This is a genomic window from Nocardioides sp. Z43_10 (assembly GCF_059766615.1).
Window position 1 is genome coordinate 79,038 of record NZ_JCBAJY010000010.1, and the last position, 17,347, is coordinate 96,384.

Below are 17,347 nucleotides of genomic sequence, written 5' to 3' on the forward strand. Positions count from 1 at the left end.
CTCAGCCCACCTCCGGGAGCGGCGGGATGTTCTGGATGTAGGTGTCGAACCACGGGCCGGAGCCCAGCGTGTTCGCGAAGACGCGGTAGAACGGCGCCATCAGCCGCAGGCTGTTGTCGAGGTTGTCCTCGTTCTTGTTCAGCACCTTCACGACGCTCTCGAGACTGGTCAGGGCGGGCTTCAGGTCGGCCCGGCTCTCCCGGACGATCGCGGTCAGCTCGCGCGAGAGGGTGCTGGTGGAGACCAGCAGCCGGTGCACCGCGGCACGTCGGCGCACCACGGCACGGAAGAGCACCTCGGAGTCGCGCATCAGCGAGACGATGTCCTGGTCGCGCTCGTCGAGGGTGGTGCTGACCTTCTCCAGGTTCTTCAGCAGCGTGTTGATCTGCCGGTCGCGCGCCGCGATGTTCGACGACAGCGCGGAGACGCCCTTGAGCGCGGCCTGGAACTCCTGCGGGGTGTTGCGGGTCAGCTCCGAGAGCGTGGTCAGCGACGCGGCCAGCTGGCCGGTGTCGATGTCGCCCGTGGTCTCGCCGAGCCCCTCGAACGCGTCGATCACGTCGTAGGGCGAGCTGGTGCGCGCCAACGGGATCTCGTGGTCGGTGTCGAGCTGGCCGCCACCGGCCGGCTCGAGGGACAGGTACATCGCCCCGAGCAGGGTCTTGACCTTGATCGCCGCCCGGGTCTCGGTGCCGAAGTCGGCGCCCTTCTCGACGCGGAACCGCACCCGCACGCGGTCGTCGACCAGCTCGACCTTCTCGACCTTGCCGACCCGGACCCCGGCGATGCGGACCTCGTCGTCGGCCTTGAGCCCGCCGGACTCGGCGAAGGACGCGTGGTAGATGTCGCCGCCGCCCACGATCGGCAGGTCACCGGCCCGGAAGGCCGCGACCAGGATGGCCACCAGCATCGCCAGGCTGATCGCGCCGACGATGACGGGGTTGCGCTCGCGAAACGGGATCATCCGAGATCACACCTTGAGGACCCGACGTCGTAGTTGACCGGAAGGCTCACGTTCAGCGGGAGGTTCACTCGCGCCTTGAAGGAGCACAGGTAGAAGTTGAACCAGGAGCCGTACGTCGCGGTGCGCCCCACCTTCTCGAGCTTGAGCGGCAGGACCTGCAGGGCCCGGTCGATCTCGCCCTTGCCCCGGTCGAGGTTGCCGGCCAGGCGGCGCAGGCCGCGGACGTCGTCGACGAAGGGCTTGCGGATCCCCGACACCAGGTCGGCGGTCTCCACCGACAGGTCCGAGATGCCCTCCAGCGACCCGAGGATCGCCTTCCTGTCGTTCTTGAGCCCGCGCACGAGCTGGCGGAAGTTGACGATCAGCTTGGAGAGCTGGTCGTCGCGGTCGCCGACCGTGACCAGCACCGTGTTGAGGTTGTCGATGAGGTCCCCGATCAGCTCGTCGCGTCCGGCGATGGTCGAGGTGACCGAGGCGGTGTGCCCCAGCAGGCTCTCGAGCGTGCCGCCCTCGCCCTGGAAGACCTGGACGATCTCGTAGGAGAGCTTGTTGATGTCCGAGGGCGAGAGCGCCTGGAACAGCGGCTTGAAGCCGTTGAAGAGGACGGTGAGATCGAGCGCCGGGGTGGTCTTGGCGGCCGGGATGGTCGCGCCCTCCTCGAGCGGCTCGGTGTCGCCGACCTCGGTGGTCAGGGCGAGGTAGCGCTGGCCGACCAGGTTGCGGTAGCGGATGGCGACGTTGGTGGCGTCGGTGACCGGGCTGCCCGCGTCCACGCTGAAGGTGACCCGGGCCCGGGTGCGGTCGACGATGTCGATGTCGTCGACGGTGCCGACCTTCACGCCGGCGACCCGCACGTCGTCGCCCTTGACGACGCCGGTGGCGTCGACGAAGACGGCCTTGTACTCACGCTTGTCCCCGAAGCTGATGTTGCCGATCACGATGGCCAACAGGCCGGTGGCGAGCGTGGTGATCACCATGAACACCAGCAGCTTGGCGCCGGCCGAGGCGGTGGTCCGGTCGAGCATCTTCATCGCAGACTCACCTGCTTCCCGCGGGCCATCGGGCCGAGCAGCAGCACACCGAGGTCCGGGACGTCGCGCACCCCGGTGCCGAGCGCCGGTGCGAGCAGCGACTTGAGCAGGCCCGCCTCGGCCGGGCTGCCGGCGTACACGCCCGGCGTGCCCTGGCTCCCGAAGCCGGGCTGGGTGCGCATCGTGCCCTTGCCGGTGGGCTCGTCGACCCCATCGTCGAAGTTGGGGATGTCGTTGAAGGGGTTCGCCTGCGAGTACGACGGCTCGGGCAGCTGGCCGCAGTAGGGCCCGTTCTTGGCGCCGAAGCGAGGCTTGTCGTTCATGTTGTACCCCCGGGGCTGGTTGGGGAGCAGCTCGAGGTTGATGTGCAGGGTGAAGCCGCGGAACGCCTCCGCCTGGCGCTTGCCGGCGCCGACGATGCCCTCGGTGAGGCACGGGTACTGCGGCGCGTACTTGGCCAGCACCCGGGTCACCGGCGCACCCACCTCGCCGAGGCGGATCAGGTTGTCGCCGTTCTCCTCGAGGAACGCGTCGGCGGTGTCGGCGAAGGAGGAGACGTCGGCGAACAGCGTCTGCACCTCCTTCTCACGGTCCTCCAGCGTCCCGGTGGTCTTGATCGTGTTGCGCAGGATCTCGGCGATCTCCGGCACCACGCCGGCGTAGAGGTCGGAGACCTGGGCGGTGAGCCGCAGGTCCTCGACCAGGGCCGGGATCTCCGGGTTGATCTTGGTGAGGTAGCCGTCGAGGGTCTCGAGGCTCTCGCCGATCTGCTCGCCGCGGCCGCCGAGCGCGGTGGCCAGCGCGTTGAGGGTCTTGTTCAGGTCCGCCGGCTGCACGGTGCGCAGCAGCGGGTTCAGGTCGGAGAGCACCTTCTCGACCTCGATCGACACCTCGGTGCGGGTGATCGTGTCGCCGGCGCTGATCGCCTTCGCGGCCGGCTCCGGCGGCACCTCGAGCGAGACGTACTTCTCCCCGAACAGGGTCTTGGGGACGATCGAGCCGGTCACGTTGGCCGGGATGGTCTCGACCTGGTCGGGGTAGAGGCCCAGGGTGATCTCGGCGCCGTCGCTCACCGACTCGAACGCCAGCACCTCGCCGACGATGACGCCGCGGATCTTCACGTCCGCGCGGGTGGGCAGCTGCAGGCCGATGCTGCTGGTCTGCAGGGTGACCTTGTCGTAGTCGGTGAACTTCTTGGTGAACACCGCGTAGGTCAGCCAGACGCCGGTGAGCAGCAGGCACAGGAAGACCACGCCGAGGGTCTTGAGCTTCAGCGTCTTCATCGCCGCCTCACCCCGCCAATCTCACGGTCGTCGAGGCGCCCCAGATGGCCATCGAGAGGAAGAGGTCGATGACGTTGATCGCCACGATGCTGGTACGCACCGCACGCCCCACGGCCACGCCCACCCCGGCCGGACCGCCCGAGGCGTTGTAGCCGTGGTAGCAGTGGATCAGGATCACCACGACCGCGAAGACCAGCACCTTGCCGAAGGACCACAGCACGTCTCCCGGTGGCAGGAACAGGTTGAAGTAGTGGTCGTAGGTGCCGGTGCTCTGCCCGTAGAACGCGGTCACGGTCAGCCGGGTCGCGAAGTACGACGAGAACAGGCCCACGACGTAGAGCGGCACGATCGCGATCAGCCCGGCGATGATCCGGGTCGTCACCAGGAAGGGCAGCGACGGGATCGCCATCACCTCCAGGGCGTCGATCTCCTCGGAGATCCTCATCGCGCCGAGCTGCGCGGTGAAGCCGCAGCCGACCGTCGCGGCGAGCGCGATGCCGGCCACCAGGGGCGCGATCTCGCGGGTGTTGAAGTAGGCGGAGACGAACCCGGACAGGGCCGCGGTGCCGATCTGGTTGAGCGCCGCGTAGCCCTGGAGCCCCACCTCGGTGCCGGTGAAGAAGGACATCGCGGCGATCACCCCGACGGTGCCGCCGATCACGGCGAGCGCTCCGGAGCCGAGGGTGATCTCGGCCAGGATGCGCAGGATCTCCTTCTTGTAGCGGCGCACGGTGCGCGGGGCCCAGGAGAGGGCGCGCACGTAGAAGGCAAGCTCCTCACCGAGCTTGTCGAGCATCTTCATGGGCCGCTCGTAGACGGCCTTGATGGAGGACATGGGCGTCAGCCTGTCTTCGGCGGGACGAGCTGCAGGTAGATCGCGCTCATCACGAAGTTGACGATGAACAGCAACATGAAGGTGATCACCACGGACTCGTTCACCGCGTCCCCGACGCCCTTGGGGCCACCGCCGGCGTTCATGCCCTTGTAGCAGGCGACGATCGCGGCGATCAGGCCGAAGATCAGGGCCTTGGCCATCCCCTGCCAGAGGTCCGGTAGCTGTGCCAACGCGGTGAAGCTCGCTAAATAGGCCCCTGGTGTGCCCTCTTGGAGGATGACGTTGAAGACGTAGCCGCCGCTCACCCCCACCACGCTGACCAGGCCGTTGAGGAAGACGGCGACCAGCATGCAGGCCAGGACCCGGGGAACCACCAGGCGCTGGATGGGGTCGATGCCCAGCACCATCATCGCGTCGAGCTCCTCGCGGATCTTCCGCGCGCCCAGGTCGGCCGCGATGGCCGACCCGCCGGCGCCCGCGATCAGCAACGACGTGGCGATCGGTCCCGCCTCACGCACGACGGCCAGCACCGCGGCCGAGCCGGTGAAGGACTGTGCGCCGAGCTGCTTGACCAGGCCGCCGACCTGCAGCGCGATGACCGCGCCGAAGGGGATGGCCACCAGCGCGGTGGGGATGATCGTGACCGAGGCGACGAACCAGGCCTGCTGGATGAACTCGCGGAACTGGAACGGCCGGCGGAACAGTCCGCGGCCGACGTCGAGACCGAACGCGAAGAGCTTTCCAGCGGTCCCGATCGGAGCCAGTGCTCGCGATGCGGTGATGCCTGCCACCGAGGATCAGGCCCCCGTGACGATGCCGGCGTACTGGTCCTGGAACGACCCAGGCGGCGGCGTCACGCCGTTGAGGCGGCACCACTCCCCCGGCGCGCGCTGGCTGCGCCGCGGGACGCCGTTCGAGGGCTCCTGCTGCAGCGGGATCGGCGGCAGCGGGGGCAGCTCCTGGTCCTCCTCGGCGGCCAGCTCGTCGGCGTCCTTCTCCTCGGACATGCCGATCGGGCCGACCCGCTGGGCGTTCAGGAACTGGCGCACCACCGGCTCCTCGGAGCTGAGCAGCATCTCCCGGGGACCGAACATGGCCAGGTGCTTGTGGTAGAGCAGACCGATGTTGTCGGGCACGGTGCGCGCGGTGTTGACGTCGTGGGTGACGATCAGGAACGTCGCGTCGATCTGCGCGTTCAGGTCGACGATGAGCTGGTTGAGGAAGGCCGTGCGCACCGGGTCGAGACCGGAGTCGGGCTCGTCGAAGAGGATGATCTCGGGGTCCAGGACCAGCCCGCGCGCGATGCCCGCGCGCTTGCGCATACCGCCGGAGATCTCGCCGGGGAGCTTGTCCTCGGTGCCGACCAGGCCGACGAGGTCCATCTTCTCCATCACGATCTGACGGATCTCCGACTCCGACTTCTTGGTGTGCTCGCGCAGCGGGAAGGCGACGTTGTCGTAGAGGGTCATCGAACCGAACATCGCGCCGTCCTGGAAGAGCACCCCGAAGAGCTTGCGGATCTCGTAGAGCTCCTTCTCCGAGCAGGAGGCGATGTCGGTGCCCTCGATCATGATCGAGCCCTTGTCGGGCTTGAGCAGCCCGATCAGGGTCTTCAGGAAGACCGACTTGCCGGTGCCGGAGGGGCCGAGCATCACGCAGATCTCGCCCGCGGGGATGGTCAGGGTCACGTCGCCCCAGATGAGCTGCTTGCCGAACGACTTGGTCAGACCATCGACCTGGATCTCGACACCCATCTGGCACTCTCCCTCTTGGGTCGTGGCACGCCTCGACCACCCTCGTGTTGTTCGACCCGGCCCCCCGACGTGATCGCTGCCACATTCAACGGCGAGCGATGCGGGAGGTTACGCCGGATCGGCCCTCGACACTCCCCCGCCGACGATCCGTCCAAACCGGACACGGAATGTTACTCATAGGTACACCTACTGTGACAAGAGCCGCATCCTGGTCGTGGACAAACGACGAAGGGCGGCCACCGGTATCGGTGGCCGCCCTGGGCGGCGAGGAGGCGATGCCTCCTTGCGGGTCGTGCAGCGATCAGGCGCGGAGAGTGTCCGCGCCGGGGATCACTTGAGGGTGACGGTGGCCCCGGCGCCCTCGAGGGCCTCCTTGGCCTTCTCCGCGGCGTCCTTGGCAACCTTCTCCAGGATCGCCTTGGGGGCGGACTCCACCAGCTCCTTGGCCTCCTTGAGGCCGAGCGAGGTGAGGGCGCGCACCTCCTTGATGACGTTGATCTTCTTTTCGCCGGCCGACTCGAGGACGACGTCGAACTCGTCCTGCTCGGCAGCGGCCTCGGCAGCGCCACCGCCGGCGGCGGGGGCAGCGGCGACGGCGACCGGAGCGGCAGCGGTCACGCCGAAGGTGTCCTCGAACTGCTTCACGAACTCGGAGAGCTCGATGAGGGTCATTTCCTTGAACGCGTCGAGCAGCTCGTCGGTGGTGAGCTTCGCCATGGTGGCGGTTCCTTCCATTCGTGGTCCGCGCCGCTTCGCGGGCGGACCGGGGTTTCAGGTGGTGTGTGCGTCAGCCTTGGATCAGGCGTCGGCGGCTTCGGCGGCCTCGTCGGCCTCCGGGGCGCCCTCGGCCGAGGCCGGGGCTTCCTCGGCAGCGGCCGGCACGCCGGCACCACCTGCGAGGATCGAGGGGTCCTCCTCCGCCTTCGCCTGCAGGGCGCCGGCGAGCCGGGCAGCCTGAGCGAGCGGGGCGTTGAGGAGGTAGACGGCCTGGCTCAGCGAGGCGAGCATCGCGCCCGCCATCTTGCCCAGGAGCACCTCGCGCGACTCGAGGTCCGCCAGCTTGGCGATCTCCGAGGCGTCGAGGGGCTTGCCGTCGAGCACGCCACCCTTGATGACAAGGGCGGGGTTGGCCTTGGCAAAGTCACGCAGACCCTTGGCCGCCTCGACGACGTCACCGCTGATGAAGGCGATGGCGGTCGGGCCGGTCAGCAGGTCCTCAAAGCCGTCGATCCCCACCTCGGTGGCGGCGATCTTGGCCAGCGTGTTCTTGACCACGGCGTAGTTGGCGTTCTCGCCGAGGGAGCGCCGCAGGTCCTGCAGCTGCTTCACGGTGAGACCGCGGTACTCGGTCAGCACAGCGCCAGCGGCACCGTTGAAGGACTCAACGATCTCCGCCACGGCTGCTGTCTTCTCTGGCCGCGCCATGGGTCTCCTTCCGGACTTCTCTTGTCGAGATGCCGGTCCTGGCGCGGAGACGACGAACGCCCCGGCGCGAGGCGCACGGGGCGTGGGAGGCCGCACGAGGCGGAACTCTTGCTCTGTGTCACCTGCGCTGGCATCCGCGTCTGCGAACCTTCGGTCACCCCAGGGGGGCGACAACCGGCGGTCTCTGGCTTCAGTCGTGAACTGTAGGCGCATCCGGCGCCCGGACCAAATCGCCGCCGAAGACGACACCGGCCCGTCGTCCGAGGACGACGAGCCGGTGGCTGCCGGGGTACGGCGAGTGTCGGCTCAGGCCTGACCCTCGTCCTCCACGGTGACGTTCTTGGTGCGGTTCGGGTCGACCTGGATGCCGGGGCCCATGGTCGTCGAGACGGTCACCTTCTTGATGTAGCGGCCCTTGGAGCTGTTGGGCTTGAGGCGCAGCACCTCCTCGAGGGCGGCGGCGTAGTTCTCCACCAGCTGCTCCTCGGAGAACGAGGCCTTGCCGATGATGAAGTGCAGGTTCGCGTGACGGTCCACGCGGAACTCGATCTTGCCGCCCTTGATGTCCGAGACGGCCTTGGCCACGTCGGGGGTGACGGTGCCGGTCTTCGGGTTCGGCATCAGGCCACGGGGGCCGAGCACGCGACCGAGGCGACCGACCTTGCCCATCATGTCGGGGGTCGCGACGACGGCGTCGAAGTCGAGCCAGCCGCCGGCCACCTTCTCGATGAGCTCGTCGCCACCGACGACGTCGGCGCCGGCCTCACGGGCGGCGTCAGCCTTCTCGGCGTTGGCGAAGACCAGGACCCGAGCGGTCTTGCCGGTGCCGTGCGGGAGGTTGACGGTGCCGCGGACCATCTGGTCGGCCTTGCGGGGGTCGACGCCGAGACGCATCACCACGTCCAGGGTCTCGTCGAACTTCTTCTTGCTGGCGCTCTTGGCGATCTTGATCGCCGTCAGCGGGGCGTAGAGCTCGTCCTGGTCGAACTGCTCCGCCGCCGCGCGGTAGGTCTTGCTGCGCTGCATGTCTGGTTCTCTTCTCTTCCAGTCGTGGTCTGGTGGGCCAGCGCGGCCCTGCCACAGATTCAGTGTGCTGGCGGTCAGGGGCGCGAGGCCCCGGACTCAGATCAGTCGGTCGTGACGCCCATCGAGCGGGCGGTGCCCTCGACGATCTTCATGGCGGCCTCGACGTCGTTGGCGTTGAGGTCGGGGAGCTTCGTCGTGGCGATCTCGCGCACCTGGTCCTTGGTCAGCTTGCCGACCTTCTCCTTGTGCGGGACGCCCGAGCCCTTCTGCAGGCCGGCAGCCTTCTTGATCAGCTCGGAGGCCGGCGGGGTCTTGGTGACGAAGGTGAACGAGCGGTCCTCGTAGACCGTGATCTCGACCGGGATGACGTTGCCGCGCATCGACTCGGTCTGCGCGTTGTACGCCTTGCAGAACTCCATGATGTTCACGCCGTGCGGACCGAGAGCGGTACCGACCGGCGGAGCAGGAGTAGCCGCCCCGGCCTGGAGCTGCACCTTGACCAGGGCAGCGATCTTCTTCTTCTTGGGAGGCATGACTTCGGGTCCTTTTGCTTGTGCGTCGTGGTCTCGACGAGCCCGGTGCCGGTGCGGACCGGTGGGGCTCTGCCACCTGGTTGTTGCGTGATGGCGGGGAGGGCGTCAGCCGACCTCCCCGGCCACCGTGCTGAGCTAGACCTTCTGGATCTGGCTGAAGCTCAGCTCGACCGGGGTCTCCCGGCCGAAGATCTCGACGAGGGCCTTGACCCTCTGGGACTCCGCGTTGATCTCGGTGATCGTGGCGTGCAGCGTCGCGAACGGCCCGTCGACGACCATCACCGAGTCGGTGACGTCGAAGTCGGCGACCTCGATCTGCTTCTTGGCCGGAGCGCCCGCGGGGGCCGGCTGGCCGGACGCCTGCGCGTCGGCCGCCGCCTTGGCGACGATGGCCGGGGCCAGCATGTTCTCGACCTCCGTCATGCTCAGCGGCACCGGCTGGTGGCTGTGGCCGACGAAGCCGGTGACCGAGGGGGTGTGGCGCACGGCCGCCCAGGACTCGTCGGTCAGGTCCATCCGGACCAGGACGTAGCCGGGGAGCACGGTGCGGCGCACCAGCTTGCGCTGGCCGTTCTTGATTTCCGCGACCTCCTCGGTGGGGACCACGATCTCGTGGATGTAGTCCTCCATGTTCAACGAGATGATGCGGTTCTCGAGGTTCGCCTTCACCCTGTTCTCCATGCCGGAGTAGGTGTGGATGACGAACCAGTCACCGGGCTTGGCCCAGAGCTCGCGGCGGAAGTCCTCGAGCGGGTCGTCGCCCTCGGTCTCGTCGCTGGCGGCGTCGTCGTCCTCGGCGTCGTCGTCCTCTTCGGGGGACGCGGACTCGGCCTCAACGGGCTCGGTGGCGTCCTCGACGGCGTCCTCTGCGGACGCGGCGGTCTCCTCGAGGGAGTCGCCGGCGACGGCCTGCGTCTCCTCGGCCTCGACCGGCTCGTACTGCTCCGACACGTGATGCTCCGTCACTTCGATGTGCGTTACGCGCCCGGCTTGTGCCGGACGGTCAGGACTGAGGGCCGAGCGACTCGTGATCGCCGGCCGGCGGTCACTGGGTGCCGCTGCCGCCGAAGACCTCGAAGGCGAGTTTTCCGAACCCGAGGTCGAGCAGCGAGACGATCGCGATCATCACCAGCACGAACACCAGCACCACGATGAAGTACGTGACCAGCTGGGGCCGTGTCGGCCAGACGACCTTGCGAAGCTCGGCGACGACCTGGCGGTAGAACGTGAGGGGGCTGGTGCGCTTGCCGCCCTCATCGCCGGGCGTACTGCCGCGCTGGTTGCGAACCGCGCTGCTGTCCGACACGTTCTTCCACCTTGTCGTCGTCGATCGACCAGTTGTCCTTGCAGGGCACGAGGGACTTGAACCCCCAACCTTCGGTTTTGGAGACCGATGCTCTGCCAGTTGAGCTAGTGCCCTTCAGTCGCTTCCCACCACCCGGTCTGACCGGGCGCCGAGGGCACGCCTCAGCAGGTGGAGAACCACATCGGGGAAGTGTACGGGGAGAACCGATGCCGCGTCCAAACGCGCCCCGGTGGGCTGGACGTGGAACGGGCACGAGGTCGTCGGCCGGCCGCGCCTACGATGGCCCTATGACCGCTACGACGCCCGACAGCTCGTCCCCTCGCCCCGTCCGCCCGCGTGAGCGGCGCGTGTCGCTGCGGGTCGGCTCCATCGCCGAGTCCGCGACGCTCAAGGTCGACGCCAAGGCCAAGGCGCTCAAGGCGCAGGGCCACTCGGTCATCGGCTTCGGCGCCGGCGAGCCGGACTTCCCCACCCCCGACTACATCGTGCAGGCCGCGATCGAGGCGTGCAGCCAGCCCGCGAACCACCGCTACACCCCCGCAGGCGGGCTCCCCGAGCTGAAGCAGGCCATCGCCGAGAAGACGCTGCGCGACAGCGGCTGGTCGGTCGAGCCGAGCCAGGTACTGGTCACCAACGGCGGCAAGCAGGCGATCTACGAGGCCTTCGCCGCGATGATCGACCCGGGCGACGAGGTCATCGTCCCGGCGCCCTACTGGACGACCTACCCGGAGTCGATCAAGCTGGCCGGCGGCGTACCCGTCGAGGTCCTCGCCGACGAGACCCAGGACTACAAGGTCACCGTCTCCCAGCTCGAGGGCGCGCTGACCGAGCAGACCAAGGTGCTGCTGTTCGTGTCCCCGTCCAACCCCACCGGCGCGGTTTACACCGCCGACGAGATCCGCGCGATCGGCGCCTGGGCCCAGGATCACGGGCTGTGGGTGCTCACCGACGAGATCTACGAGCACCTGGTCTACGACGGCGTGGAGACCGGCTCCCTCCCGGTGCTCTGCCCGGGTCTGGCCGACCGCTGCGTCGTGGTCAACGGCGTGGCCAAGACCTACGCGATGACCGGCTGGCGGGTCGGCTGGGTGATCGGCCCCACCGACATCGTCAAGGCCGCCACCAACCTGCAGTCGCACGCGACGTCGAACGTCTCGAACGTCGCCCAGCGCGCCGCGCTCGCGGCGGTCTCGGGAGACCTCGCCGCGGTCGACGAGATGAAGGTCGCCTTCGACCGCCGGCGCCGGCTGATCGTCTCGATGCTCAACGAAATCCCCGGGGTGCTCTGCCCGATGCCCTACGGCGCCTTCTACGCCTACCCGTCGGTGAAGGGCCTGCTGGGCAAGCCGATCGGCGGGCCGGACGGCCCGGTGGCCCACACCTCCGCCGAGCTGGCGGAGCTGATCCTCGAGCGCGCCGAGGTGGCCGTGGTCCCCGGCGAGGCGTTCGGCTCGCCGGGCTACCTGCGACTGTCCTACGCCCTGGGTGACGACGACCTCGTCGAGGGCGTCAGCCGCCTGCAGAGGCTCTTCGGCTGAGCACGGACGCTGCGGTGTCCGGGCAGGCGGGGGCGGCGCGGGACCTGCGCCTGCTGCCGAAGGCGCACCTGCACCTGCACTTCACGGGGTCGATGCGCCACCGGACGCTGCAGGAGCTCGCCGCGCGTGACGGCATCGTGCTGCCCGACTCGCTGGTCGAGGACTGGCCGCCGCGGCTCTCGGCCGCCGACGAGAAGGGCTGGTTCCGCTTCCAGCGGCTCTACGACGTGGCGCGCTCGGTCCTGCGCACCGAGGACGACGTACGGCGCCTGGTGCTCGAGGCCGCCGAGGACGACGTGCGCGACGGTGGGCGCTGGCTGGAGATCCAGGTGGACCCCAGCGGCTACGGCGCACGCTTCGGCGGGATCACCGCGTTCACCGACCTCGTCCTGGACGCGACGCGGGTCGCGTCGGCGGAGACCGGCCTGGGCATCGCGGTGGTGATCGCCGCGAACCGCACCCGCCACCCGCTGGACGCGCGCACCCTGGCCCGCCTCGCCGCGCAGTACGTCGACCGCGGCGTCGTCGGGTTCGGGCTGTCCAACGACGAGCGCCGCGGCAGCACCGCGGAGTTCGCGCCGGCCTTCGCGATCGCCGAGCGCGCCGGGCTGCTGCTCGTGCCGCACGGCGGGGAGCTGCGCGGGCCCGAGCACGTGCGCACCTGCCTGGACCACCTGCACCCGGGCCGGCTCGGCCACGGCGTGCGCAGCGTCGAGCACCCGGACCTGCTGGCGCGGGTGGTCGACGCCGGGATCGCGCTGGAGGTCTGCCCGGTCTCGAACGTGGCGCTGGGCGTCTACTCCGACCTCACCTCGGTCCCCCTCCCCCAGCTCCTCGACGCCGGCGCGACCGTCGCGCTCGGAGCCGACGACCCGCTGCTGTTCGGCTCGCGCCTGGCCGCGCAGTACGCCACGATGCGCGCCGCACACGACCTCGACGACGCCACGCTCGCGGAGCTGGCGCGGATGTCGCTGCGCGCCTCGCGTGCCCCCACCGACCTGCGCGACGCCGCGCTGCGCGACATCGACGCCTGGCTGGCCGAGCCGGCCCCGACCGAGTGGTCCAGCCACTGAGGTGAGGGCGCCTGAGAGGATGGAGCCATGAGCGACGAGGACCCGAACCGACTTCCCGACGACTACCTGCGCAAGGGCGGCGACCAGCCCTCCCCGCCGCAGTCCGGGGACCAGCCGGGCTACGGCCAGCCCGGCTACGGACAGGCCCCCGGCTACGACCAGCCCGGCTACGGACAGGCGCCGGGTTACGGGCAGCCCGGCTACGGGCAGGCGCCGGGCTACGGCCAGCCCGGCTACGGGCAGGCGCCGGGCTACGGCCAGCCCGGCTACGGGCAGGCGCCGGGTTACGGCTACGGCGCGCCGGCCCCCAACGCCCCCAACGCCACCCTCGCGATGGTGCTGGGGATCGTCGGTCTGGTCGGCGGGCTGTTCTGCGGCCTGCCGATCCTGGCCAGCCCGGTGGCCTGGGTGCTGGGTGCGCGCACCGTCCGCTCGATCGACGCCAGTGGCGGCCAGCTCGGCGGGCGTGACCAGGCCAAGGTCGGGATGATCCTGGGCATCGTCGGCACCGTGCTGCTGGTGCTCATGGTCCTGCTGCTGATCGTGGCTCTCGTCATCGGCCTCAGCGTGGACACCAGCACCAACGCCGCCGGCTACTGACCTCGGGCCGTCGGCTGCGCGCGTGGGCTCACAGCGCGCAGCCGACCAGCACCGGCTCGTTGACCAGGCGCACCCCGAACGCGCGCTGCACGCCGTCGCGGACCTCACGGGCGAGCGCAAGCAGCTCCTCGGTGGCCGCACCGCCACGGTTGGTCAGGGCCAGCGTGTGCTTGGTGGACAGACTCACCCGGCCCGCGCCGTAGCCCTTGGTGAAGCCGGCGCGCTCGATCAGCCAGGCCGCGCTGGTCTTCACCCGGCCGTCGGGCTGCGGCCAGCGCGGCGCCTCGGCGGGCAGTGCCGCGGACTCCTCGGCGCTGAGCAGCGGGTTGGTGAAGAACGAGCCGGCGCTCCAGGTGTCGTGGTCGCCGGGGTCGAGCACCATCCCCTTGCCGGCGCGCAGCGCGAGCACGGTCTCGCGCACCTGGCTCAACGGCGCGCGAGCGCCCTGCTCGACGCCGAGGCGGCGGGCCAGCTCGGCGTAGGCCACGGGCGCGCCGAGGTCGCCCTGGCGCAGCTGGAAGGACACCTCGAGCACGACGTAGCGGCCGGGCTCGGCCTTGAAGCGGCTGCTGCGGTAGCCGAAGCCGCAGTCGCCGGCGGCGAAGGTCCGCACGCGCTGCTCGACGCGGTCCCAGGTCCGCACCGAGGCGATCGTGTCGGCGACCTCCTGGCCGTAGGCGCCGACGTTCTGCACCGGGGTGGCACCGACCGCGCCGGGGATGCCGGAGAGCGCCTCCACACCGACCCAGCCCGAGGCCACCGCGCGCGCGACGAACCGGTCCCAGTCCTCGCCCGCCGCGACCCGGACCACGACACCGCCGCACGAGACGCCGTCCTCGACGTCGGGCAGCACGCCGCGGGTCGCCACGTGCACGACCGTGCCGGCGAACCCGTCGTCGGCGACCACGAGGTTGCTGCCTCCGGAGAGCAGCAGCAGCGGGGTCCCGGCGCCGTCGGCCTCCCGGATCGCGTCGAGCAGCTCGTCCTCGGTCTCGGCCTGGACGAAGCGGCCGGCCGGGCCGCCCAGGCGCAGGGTGGTGTGTGCGCTCAGCAGCTGGTCGGGGAGCTCAGGCACGGACGACGGCCTTGGGCATCGCGAGGACCTTCTGGGCGCCGCTGGTCACCTCGAGGGCGAGCGTGGTGAGCCCGTCCGCACTGGCCTTGACCGTGCCCGCGACCACGATCTCGACGCCCTCGTCGTCGTCGGGGACGATCACCGGCTTGGAGAACTTGCAGCCGAGCTCGACGACCTCGGCGCCGTCGGTCCAGGTGCGCACCGCGCGCGCGGTCAGCGCCATCGTGTACATGCCGTGCGCGATCACCCCGGGCAGGCCGACCGCGCTCGCCACCCGGTCGGACCAGTGGATCGGGTTGAAGTCTCCGCTGGCGCCGGCATAGCGGACCAGGTCCGCGCGGCGTACGACGTAGCGCTGCGGCTCGAGGGCGTCTCCGACGTTCATCCGCGCGCCTCCTCGCTCTGCTCGGTCGTCTCGTGCTCCGGCGCGCCCCGGTGGACCAGGGTGGCGGAGGTGGAGCAGACGACCTCGCCGGCGGCGTCGGTGATGTCGCTGCGGGTGCCGATGATGTCGTTGCCCCCGATCTGGCGCAGGGACGCGATCGTCAGGCTGGTACTCAGCACGTCCCCGGGCAGCACCGGGCGGCGGTAGGCGAAGCGCTGCTCGCCGTGCACGATGCGCGAGAGGTCGATCTGCTCGCTGGCGAGGAAGGCGTTCATCGCCTCGAAGGCCAGCACGATCGGGAAGGTGGCCGGGGCGGGGCCCCCGTCGTAGGTGTCGCCGGTCGCGGCGACGAACTCGCGGACCTTCTCCTCGGAGACGGCGTACGGCCTGGTCGGCGGATAGGTCCGCCCGAGCAAGGAGGCATCGACTGGCATGGCGTCCAAACTAACGGGTGCGCCCGCCGGGCTCGCCGGGGGCCACGAACGCAACGAGGGCGGCCTCCCTATGACGGGAGGCCGCCCTCGTGAGGCGTGTGCGCTGCGCTCAGCGGGTCTCGCGGTGAGTGGTGTGCTTGCGGCAGCGGGGGCAGAACTTCGCCAGCTCGAGCCGGTCGGGGTCGTTGCGCCGGTTCTTCTTGGTGATGTAGTTGCGCTCCTTGCATTCGACGCACGCGAGCGTGATCTTCGGGCGAACGTCAGAGCTCTTGCTGGCCACGGGATGTCCTTCGATGATTGGTGATGCTGTGTGCGTCAGGTCTGAGTAGTAGCGGGAGCGGGACTTGAACCCGCGACACCACGATTATGAGTCGTGTGCTCTAACCACCTGAGCTACCCCGCCACCGGGACGAGGTGCTTCGCCGACCAGAATACCGGCCGACGAAACCCCAACCCAGAGCCCCTTTACGGAATCGAACCGTAGACCTTCTCCTTACCATGGAGACGCTCTGCCGACTGAGCTAAAGGGGCCAGCGACGAAGGAAGGCTACACAGCCCTCCCCGAGAAAGAGAAATCGGGTCCCCCACATCCCCCTGCCACGCCGGGTCGGCGCTACTTCGCACCCTCGCCAGACCGCGTCGGCGCGAGCTCGTCGGGCGCGGACAGCAGCGGCCACGGGTGGGCCTGCTCGAGCTCGTAGGCCAGTCCCAGCAGCAGCGCCTCGCGGCCGGCTCCGGCCGCGAACATCATCCCCTGCGGCAGGCCCTGCGCGGTGTGCGCCAGCGGCAGGGAGACGGCCGGCTCCCCGGTGACGTTCTGCACCGGGGTGAAGGCGACCCAGTCCTGCAGCAGCTCGATCAGCTCGTCGTAGCCCTGGGCGGGCGCGAAGTGCCCGACCAGCGGCGTCTCGTGGGCGACCGTCGGGGTCAGCAGCACGTCGTGGTGGCGGTAGAGCTCCTCGCTGCGGGCCTGGGCCGCGCGCAGCCGGCGCAGGGTGCCCGGCAGCCGGTGCAGGCTGCGCAGGCTGTGCCGGTCCAGTCCCAGGGTCAGCTCGTCGAGCCGGCTGCGGTCCCAGGTGCGCCCGAAGGACAGCCGGCCGGTGCGCATGCTGGCGGTGGCCAGCAGCGCCCAGTACCGGACGAAGTCGGCGGCGAACCCGTCCGCGATCGGCAGCTGCACCTCCTCGACGTGGTGCCCCAGGCCCGCGAGGAGCTCGGCGGTGGCTCGGGTGAGCCGCTCCACCTCCGGGCTCGCCGGCCGGTTCGGGGCGTGTACGGCGACCGCGACGCGCAGCCGCTGGCGCCCGGGCCGGGTCACGTCCCCGATCGGCGGCAGCTCCAGCGCCCGGTAGACGAGCTCGGCCTCGCGCAGGAACGTGGCGGTGTCGCGCACCGAGCGGGTCAGCGCACCGTCGGAGACGATCCGGATCGGCATCTGGCGCATCATCGCGTCCTGGGCCAGCCGCCCCCGGGTCGGCTTGAGCCCGACCAGCCCGGTGGCGGAGGCGGGGATGCGGATCGAGCCGCCGCCGTCGTTGGCGTGGGCGATCGGGACGACGCCCGCGGCCACCATCGCCGCGGAGCCCGCCGACGACGCTCCCGCCGTACGGTCGGTGTCCCAGGGGTTGCGCACGGCACCGAGCCGGGGGTGCTCGGCGGCGGCGCTGAACCCGAACTCGCTGAGCTGGGTCTTGCCCAGCACGCTCAGGCCGGTGCCGCGCCACATCCGCGCGAGGTCGCCGTCGCGGCGCCGCGGCGTGCCCACGAAGGCGTCGGTGCCGTGCAGCGAGGGCATCCCGGCCACGTCGACGTTGTCCTTGACGAAGCTCGGCACCCCGGTGAGGAAGGGGGCGTTCTCGGCCAACCCCAGGGCCGCCCGGGCCCGGGCGCGCTCGAAGTCGGTGAAGGCGAGCGCGTTGAGCTCGGGCTCGACGCGGCGGGCGCGGGCGATGGCGGCGTCGACGACCTCACGCGGTGAGACCTGGCGCGCGCGCAGCGCGTCGGCGACACCGACCGCGTCGAGCTTGCCGAGGGCGTCGTCGGTGAAGGCGTGGACGCGGCGGGAGTGGGACATGTCGGCACGCT

20 protein-coding genes and 3 tRNA genes are annotated in these 17,347 nt (G+C 70.1%); 3 read left to right on the forward strand and 20 right to left on the reverse strand.

The features are described from left to right. Nucleotide 1 precedes the first annotated feature (1 nt). The 13 genes from AC6EI4_RS17205 to AC6EI4_RS17265 form a co-directional block, all read right to left on the reverse strand. Nucleotides 2-964, reverse strand: a complete 963-nt coding sequence (locus AC6EI4_RS17205; protein ID WP_498452216.1) for an MCE family protein — start codon at nucleotides 962-964, stop codon at nucleotides 2-4. Further along, nucleotides 961-1,995: an MCE family protein gene (locus AC6EI4_RS17210; RefSeq protein WP_498452217.1), complete on the reverse strand. Its 1,035-nt coding sequence runs from the start codon at nucleotides 1,993-1,995 to the stop codon at nucleotides 961-963. The genes AC6EI4_RS17205 and AC6EI4_RS17210 overlap by 4 nt, the downstream gene beginning before the upstream one ends. After that, nucleotides 1,992-3,278: an MCE family protein gene (locus AC6EI4_RS17215; protein ID WP_498420761.1), complete on the reverse strand. Its 1,287-nt coding sequence runs from the start codon at nucleotides 3,276-3,278 to the stop codon at nucleotides 1,992-1,994. The genes AC6EI4_RS17210 and AC6EI4_RS17215 overlap by 4 nt, the downstream gene beginning before the upstream one ends. Before the next feature lie 7 nt (nucleotides 3,279-3,285). Continuing rightward, a complete protein-coding gene (locus AC6EI4_RS17220) occupies nucleotides 3,286-4,113 on the reverse strand; it encodes an MlaE family ABC transporter permease (RefSeq protein WP_498420758.1) in 828 nt (275 codons plus the stop codon). Nucleotides 4,114-4,118: 5 nt separating this feature from the next. After that, a complete protein-coding gene (locus AC6EI4_RS17225) occupies nucleotides 4,119-4,895 on the reverse strand; it encodes an MlaE family ABC transporter permease (protein ID WP_498421681.1) in 777 nt (258 codons plus the stop codon). A 15-nt stretch (nucleotides 4,896-4,910) separates the two neighbouring features. Continuing rightward, a complete protein-coding gene (locus AC6EI4_RS17230) occupies nucleotides 4,911-5,867 on the reverse strand; it encodes an ABC transporter ATP-binding protein (protein ID WP_498420756.1) in 957 nt (318 codons plus the stop codon). A 330-nt stretch (nucleotides 5,868-6,197) separates the two neighbouring features. After that, nucleotides 6,198-6,584 carry a 50S ribosomal protein L7/L12 gene (gene rplL, locus AC6EI4_RS17235; RefSeq protein WP_498420753.1) on the reverse strand — a complete coding sequence of 129 codons (387 nt, stop codon included), beginning with the start codon at nucleotides 6,582-6,584 and terminating at the stop codon, nucleotides 6,198-6,200. An 81-nt stretch (nucleotides 6,585-6,665) separates the two neighbouring features. Continuing rightward, a complete protein-coding gene (gene rplJ / locus AC6EI4_RS17240; RefSeq protein WP_498420751.1) occupies nucleotides 6,666-7,292 on the reverse strand; it encodes a 50S ribosomal protein L10 in 627 nt (208 codons plus the stop codon). A 306-nt stretch (nucleotides 7,293-7,598) separates the two neighbouring features. Continuing rightward, nucleotides 7,599-8,318: a 50S ribosomal protein L1 gene (gene rplA, locus AC6EI4_RS17245; protein ID WP_498420749.1), complete on the reverse strand. Its 720-nt coding sequence runs from the start codon at nucleotides 8,316-8,318 to the stop codon at nucleotides 7,599-7,601. Between the two features lie 101 nt (nucleotides 8,319-8,419). Further along, on the reverse strand, nucleotides 8,420-8,851 hold the full coding sequence (rplK, locus tag AC6EI4_RS17250; protein WP_498420747.1) for a 50S ribosomal protein L11: 432 nt from the start codon (nucleotides 8,849-8,851) through the stop codon (nucleotides 8,420-8,422). A gap of 135 nt (nucleotides 8,852-8,986) precedes the next feature. After that, nucleotides 8,987-9,802, reverse strand: coding sequence for a transcription termination/antitermination protein NusG (nusG, locus tag AC6EI4_RS17255; protein WP_498452218.1), 816 nt, complete (start codon nucleotides 9,800-9,802; stop codon nucleotides 8,987-8,989). Nucleotides 9,803-9,896: 94 nt separating this feature from the next. Further along, a complete protein-coding gene (secE, locus tag AC6EI4_RS17260; protein WP_498420743.1) occupies nucleotides 9,897-10,157 on the reverse strand; it encodes a preprotein translocase subunit SecE in 261 nt (86 codons plus the stop codon). A gap of 41 nt (nucleotides 10,158-10,198) precedes the next feature. After that, nucleotides 10,199-10,271, reverse strand: a tRNA-Trp gene (locus AC6EI4_RS17265). A gap of 173 nt (nucleotides 10,272-10,444) precedes the next feature. On the opposite strand from AC6EI4_RS17265, the gene AC6EI4_RS17270 reads away from it, so the two are divergent. Genes AC6EI4_RS17270 through AC6EI4_RS17280 form a run of 3 tightly spaced genes read left to right on the forward strand, consistent with a single transcriptional unit; the run spans nucleotide 10,445 to nucleotide 13,368 of the window. After that, nucleotides 10,445-11,695 carry a pyridoxal phosphate-dependent aminotransferase gene (locus tag AC6EI4_RS17270; protein WP_498420741.1) on the forward strand — a complete coding sequence of 417 codons (1,251 nt, stop codon included), beginning with the start codon at nucleotides 10,445-10,447 and terminating at the stop codon, nucleotides 11,693-11,695. 14 nt (nucleotides 11,696-11,709) lie between these two features. Next, nucleotides 11,710-12,768, forward strand: coding sequence for an adenosine deaminase (locus AC6EI4_RS17275; protein WP_498452219.1), 1,059 nt, complete (start codon nucleotides 11,710-11,712; stop codon nucleotides 12,766-12,768). 27 nt (nucleotides 12,769-12,795) lie between these two features. Continuing rightward, nucleotides 12,796-13,368, forward strand: a complete 573-nt coding sequence (locus tag AC6EI4_RS17280; RefSeq protein WP_498452220.1) for a DUF4190 domain-containing protein — start codon at nucleotides 12,796-12,798, stop codon at nucleotides 13,366-13,368. Nucleotides 13,369-13,396: 28 nt separating this feature from the next. Here the strand turns inward: AC6EI4_RS17280 and AC6EI4_RS17285 are convergent, their stop codons facing one another. From AC6EI4_RS17285 to AC6EI4_RS17315, 7 genes are all read right to left on the reverse strand, one after another. Next, nucleotides 13,397-14,443, reverse strand: coding sequence for a UDP-N-acetylmuramate dehydrogenase (locus AC6EI4_RS17285; RefSeq protein WP_498420735.1), 1,047 nt, complete (start codon nucleotides 14,441-14,443; stop codon nucleotides 13,397-13,399). Continuing rightward, complete coding sequence (locus AC6EI4_RS17290) at nucleotides 14,436-14,828, reverse strand: MaoC/PaaZ C-terminal domain-containing protein (RefSeq protein ID WP_498420733.1); 393 nt, start codon at nucleotides 14,826-14,828, stop codon at nucleotides 14,436-14,438. The genes AC6EI4_RS17285 and AC6EI4_RS17290 overlap by 8 nt, the downstream gene beginning before the upstream one ends. Further along, entirely contained in the window at nucleotides 14,825-15,262 is a 438-nt protein-coding gene (locus tag AC6EI4_RS17295) for an FAS1-like dehydratase domain-containing protein (protein ID WP_498420731.1), read from the reverse strand. Before AC6EI4_RS17295 ends, AC6EI4_RS17290 begins: the two co-directional genes overlap by 4 nt. 109 nt (nucleotides 15,263-15,371) lie before the next feature. Beyond that, nucleotides 15,372-15,542: a 50S ribosomal protein L33 gene (gene rpmG, locus AC6EI4_RS17300; RefSeq protein WP_498452221.1), complete on the reverse strand. Its 171-nt coding sequence runs from the start codon at nucleotides 15,540-15,542 to the stop codon at nucleotides 15,372-15,374. A gap of 49 nt (nucleotides 15,543-15,591) precedes the next feature. Further along, nucleotides 15,592-15,665: transfer RNA gene (locus AC6EI4_RS17305), tRNA-Met, on the reverse strand. A gap of 55 nt (nucleotides 15,666-15,720) precedes the next feature. Then, nucleotides 15,721-15,793, reverse strand: a tRNA-Thr gene (locus tag AC6EI4_RS17310). An 82-nt stretch (nucleotides 15,794-15,875) separates the two neighbouring features. After that, nucleotides 15,876-17,336 carry an amidase gene (locus AC6EI4_RS17315; protein WP_498452222.1) on the reverse strand — a complete coding sequence of 487 codons (1,461 nt, stop codon included), beginning with the start codon at nucleotides 17,334-17,336 and terminating at the stop codon, nucleotides 15,876-15,878. Nucleotides 17,337-17,347: the final 11 nt, after the last annotated feature.

Bases quoted from the DNA above. Each gene is read 5' to 3' on its own strand.
- AC6EI4_RS17290 (WP_498420733.1), bottom strand. From the start codon at position 14,828: ATGAACGTCGGAGACGCCCTCGAGCCGCAGCGCTACGTCGTACGCCGC.
- AC6EI4_RS17280 (WP_498452220.1), top strand. From the start codon at position 12,796: ATGAGCGACGAGGACCCGAACCGACTTCCCGACGACTACCTGCGCAAG.
- rplL (WP_498420753.1), bottom strand. From the start codon at position 6,584: ATGGCGAAGCTCACCACCGACGAGCTGCTCGACGCGTTCAAGGAAATG.
- AC6EI4_RS17220 (WP_498420758.1), bottom strand. From the start codon at position 4,113: ATGTCCTCCATCAAGGCCGTCTACGAGCGGCCCATGAAGATGCTCGAC.
- AC6EI4_RS17215 (WP_498420761.1), bottom strand. From the start codon at position 3,278: ATGAAGACGCTGAAGCTCAAGACCCTCGGCGTGGTCTTCCTGTGCCTG.
- rplK (WP_498420747.1), bottom strand. From the start codon at position 8,851: ATGCCTCCCAAGAAGAAGAAGATCGCTGCCCTGGTCAAGGTGCAGCTC.
- rplJ (WP_498420751.1), bottom strand. From the start codon at position 7,292: ATGGCGCGGCCAGAGAAGACAGCAGCCGTGGCGGAGATCGTTGAGTCC.
- AC6EI4_RS17210 (WP_498452217.1), bottom strand. From the start codon at position 1,995: ATGAAGATGCTCGACCGGACCACCGCCTCGGCCGGCGCCAAGCTGCTG.
- rplA (WP_498420749.1), bottom strand. From the start codon at position 8,318: ATGCAGCGCAGCAAGACCTACCGCGCGGCGGCGGAGCAGTTCGACCAG.
- AC6EI4_RS17270 (WP_498420741.1), top strand. From the start codon at position 10,445: ATGACCGCTACGACGCCCGACAGCTCGTCCCCTCGCCCCGTCCGCCCG.
- AC6EI4_RS17205 (WP_498452216.1), bottom strand. From the start codon at position 964: ATGATCCCGTTTCGCGAGCGCAACCCCGTCATCGTCGGCGCGATCAGC.
- AC6EI4_RS17295 (WP_498420731.1), bottom strand. From the start codon at position 15,262: ATGCCAGTCGATGCCTCCTTGCTCGGGCGGACCTATCCGCCGACCAGG.
- AC6EI4_RS17230 (WP_498420756.1), bottom strand. From the start codon at position 5,867: ATGGGTGTCGAGATCCAGGTCGATGGTCTGACCAAGTCGTTCGGCAAG.
- AC6EI4_RS17315 (WP_498452222.1), bottom strand. From the start codon at position 17,336: ATGTCCCACTCCCGCCGCGTCCACGCCTTCACCGACGACGCCCTCGGC.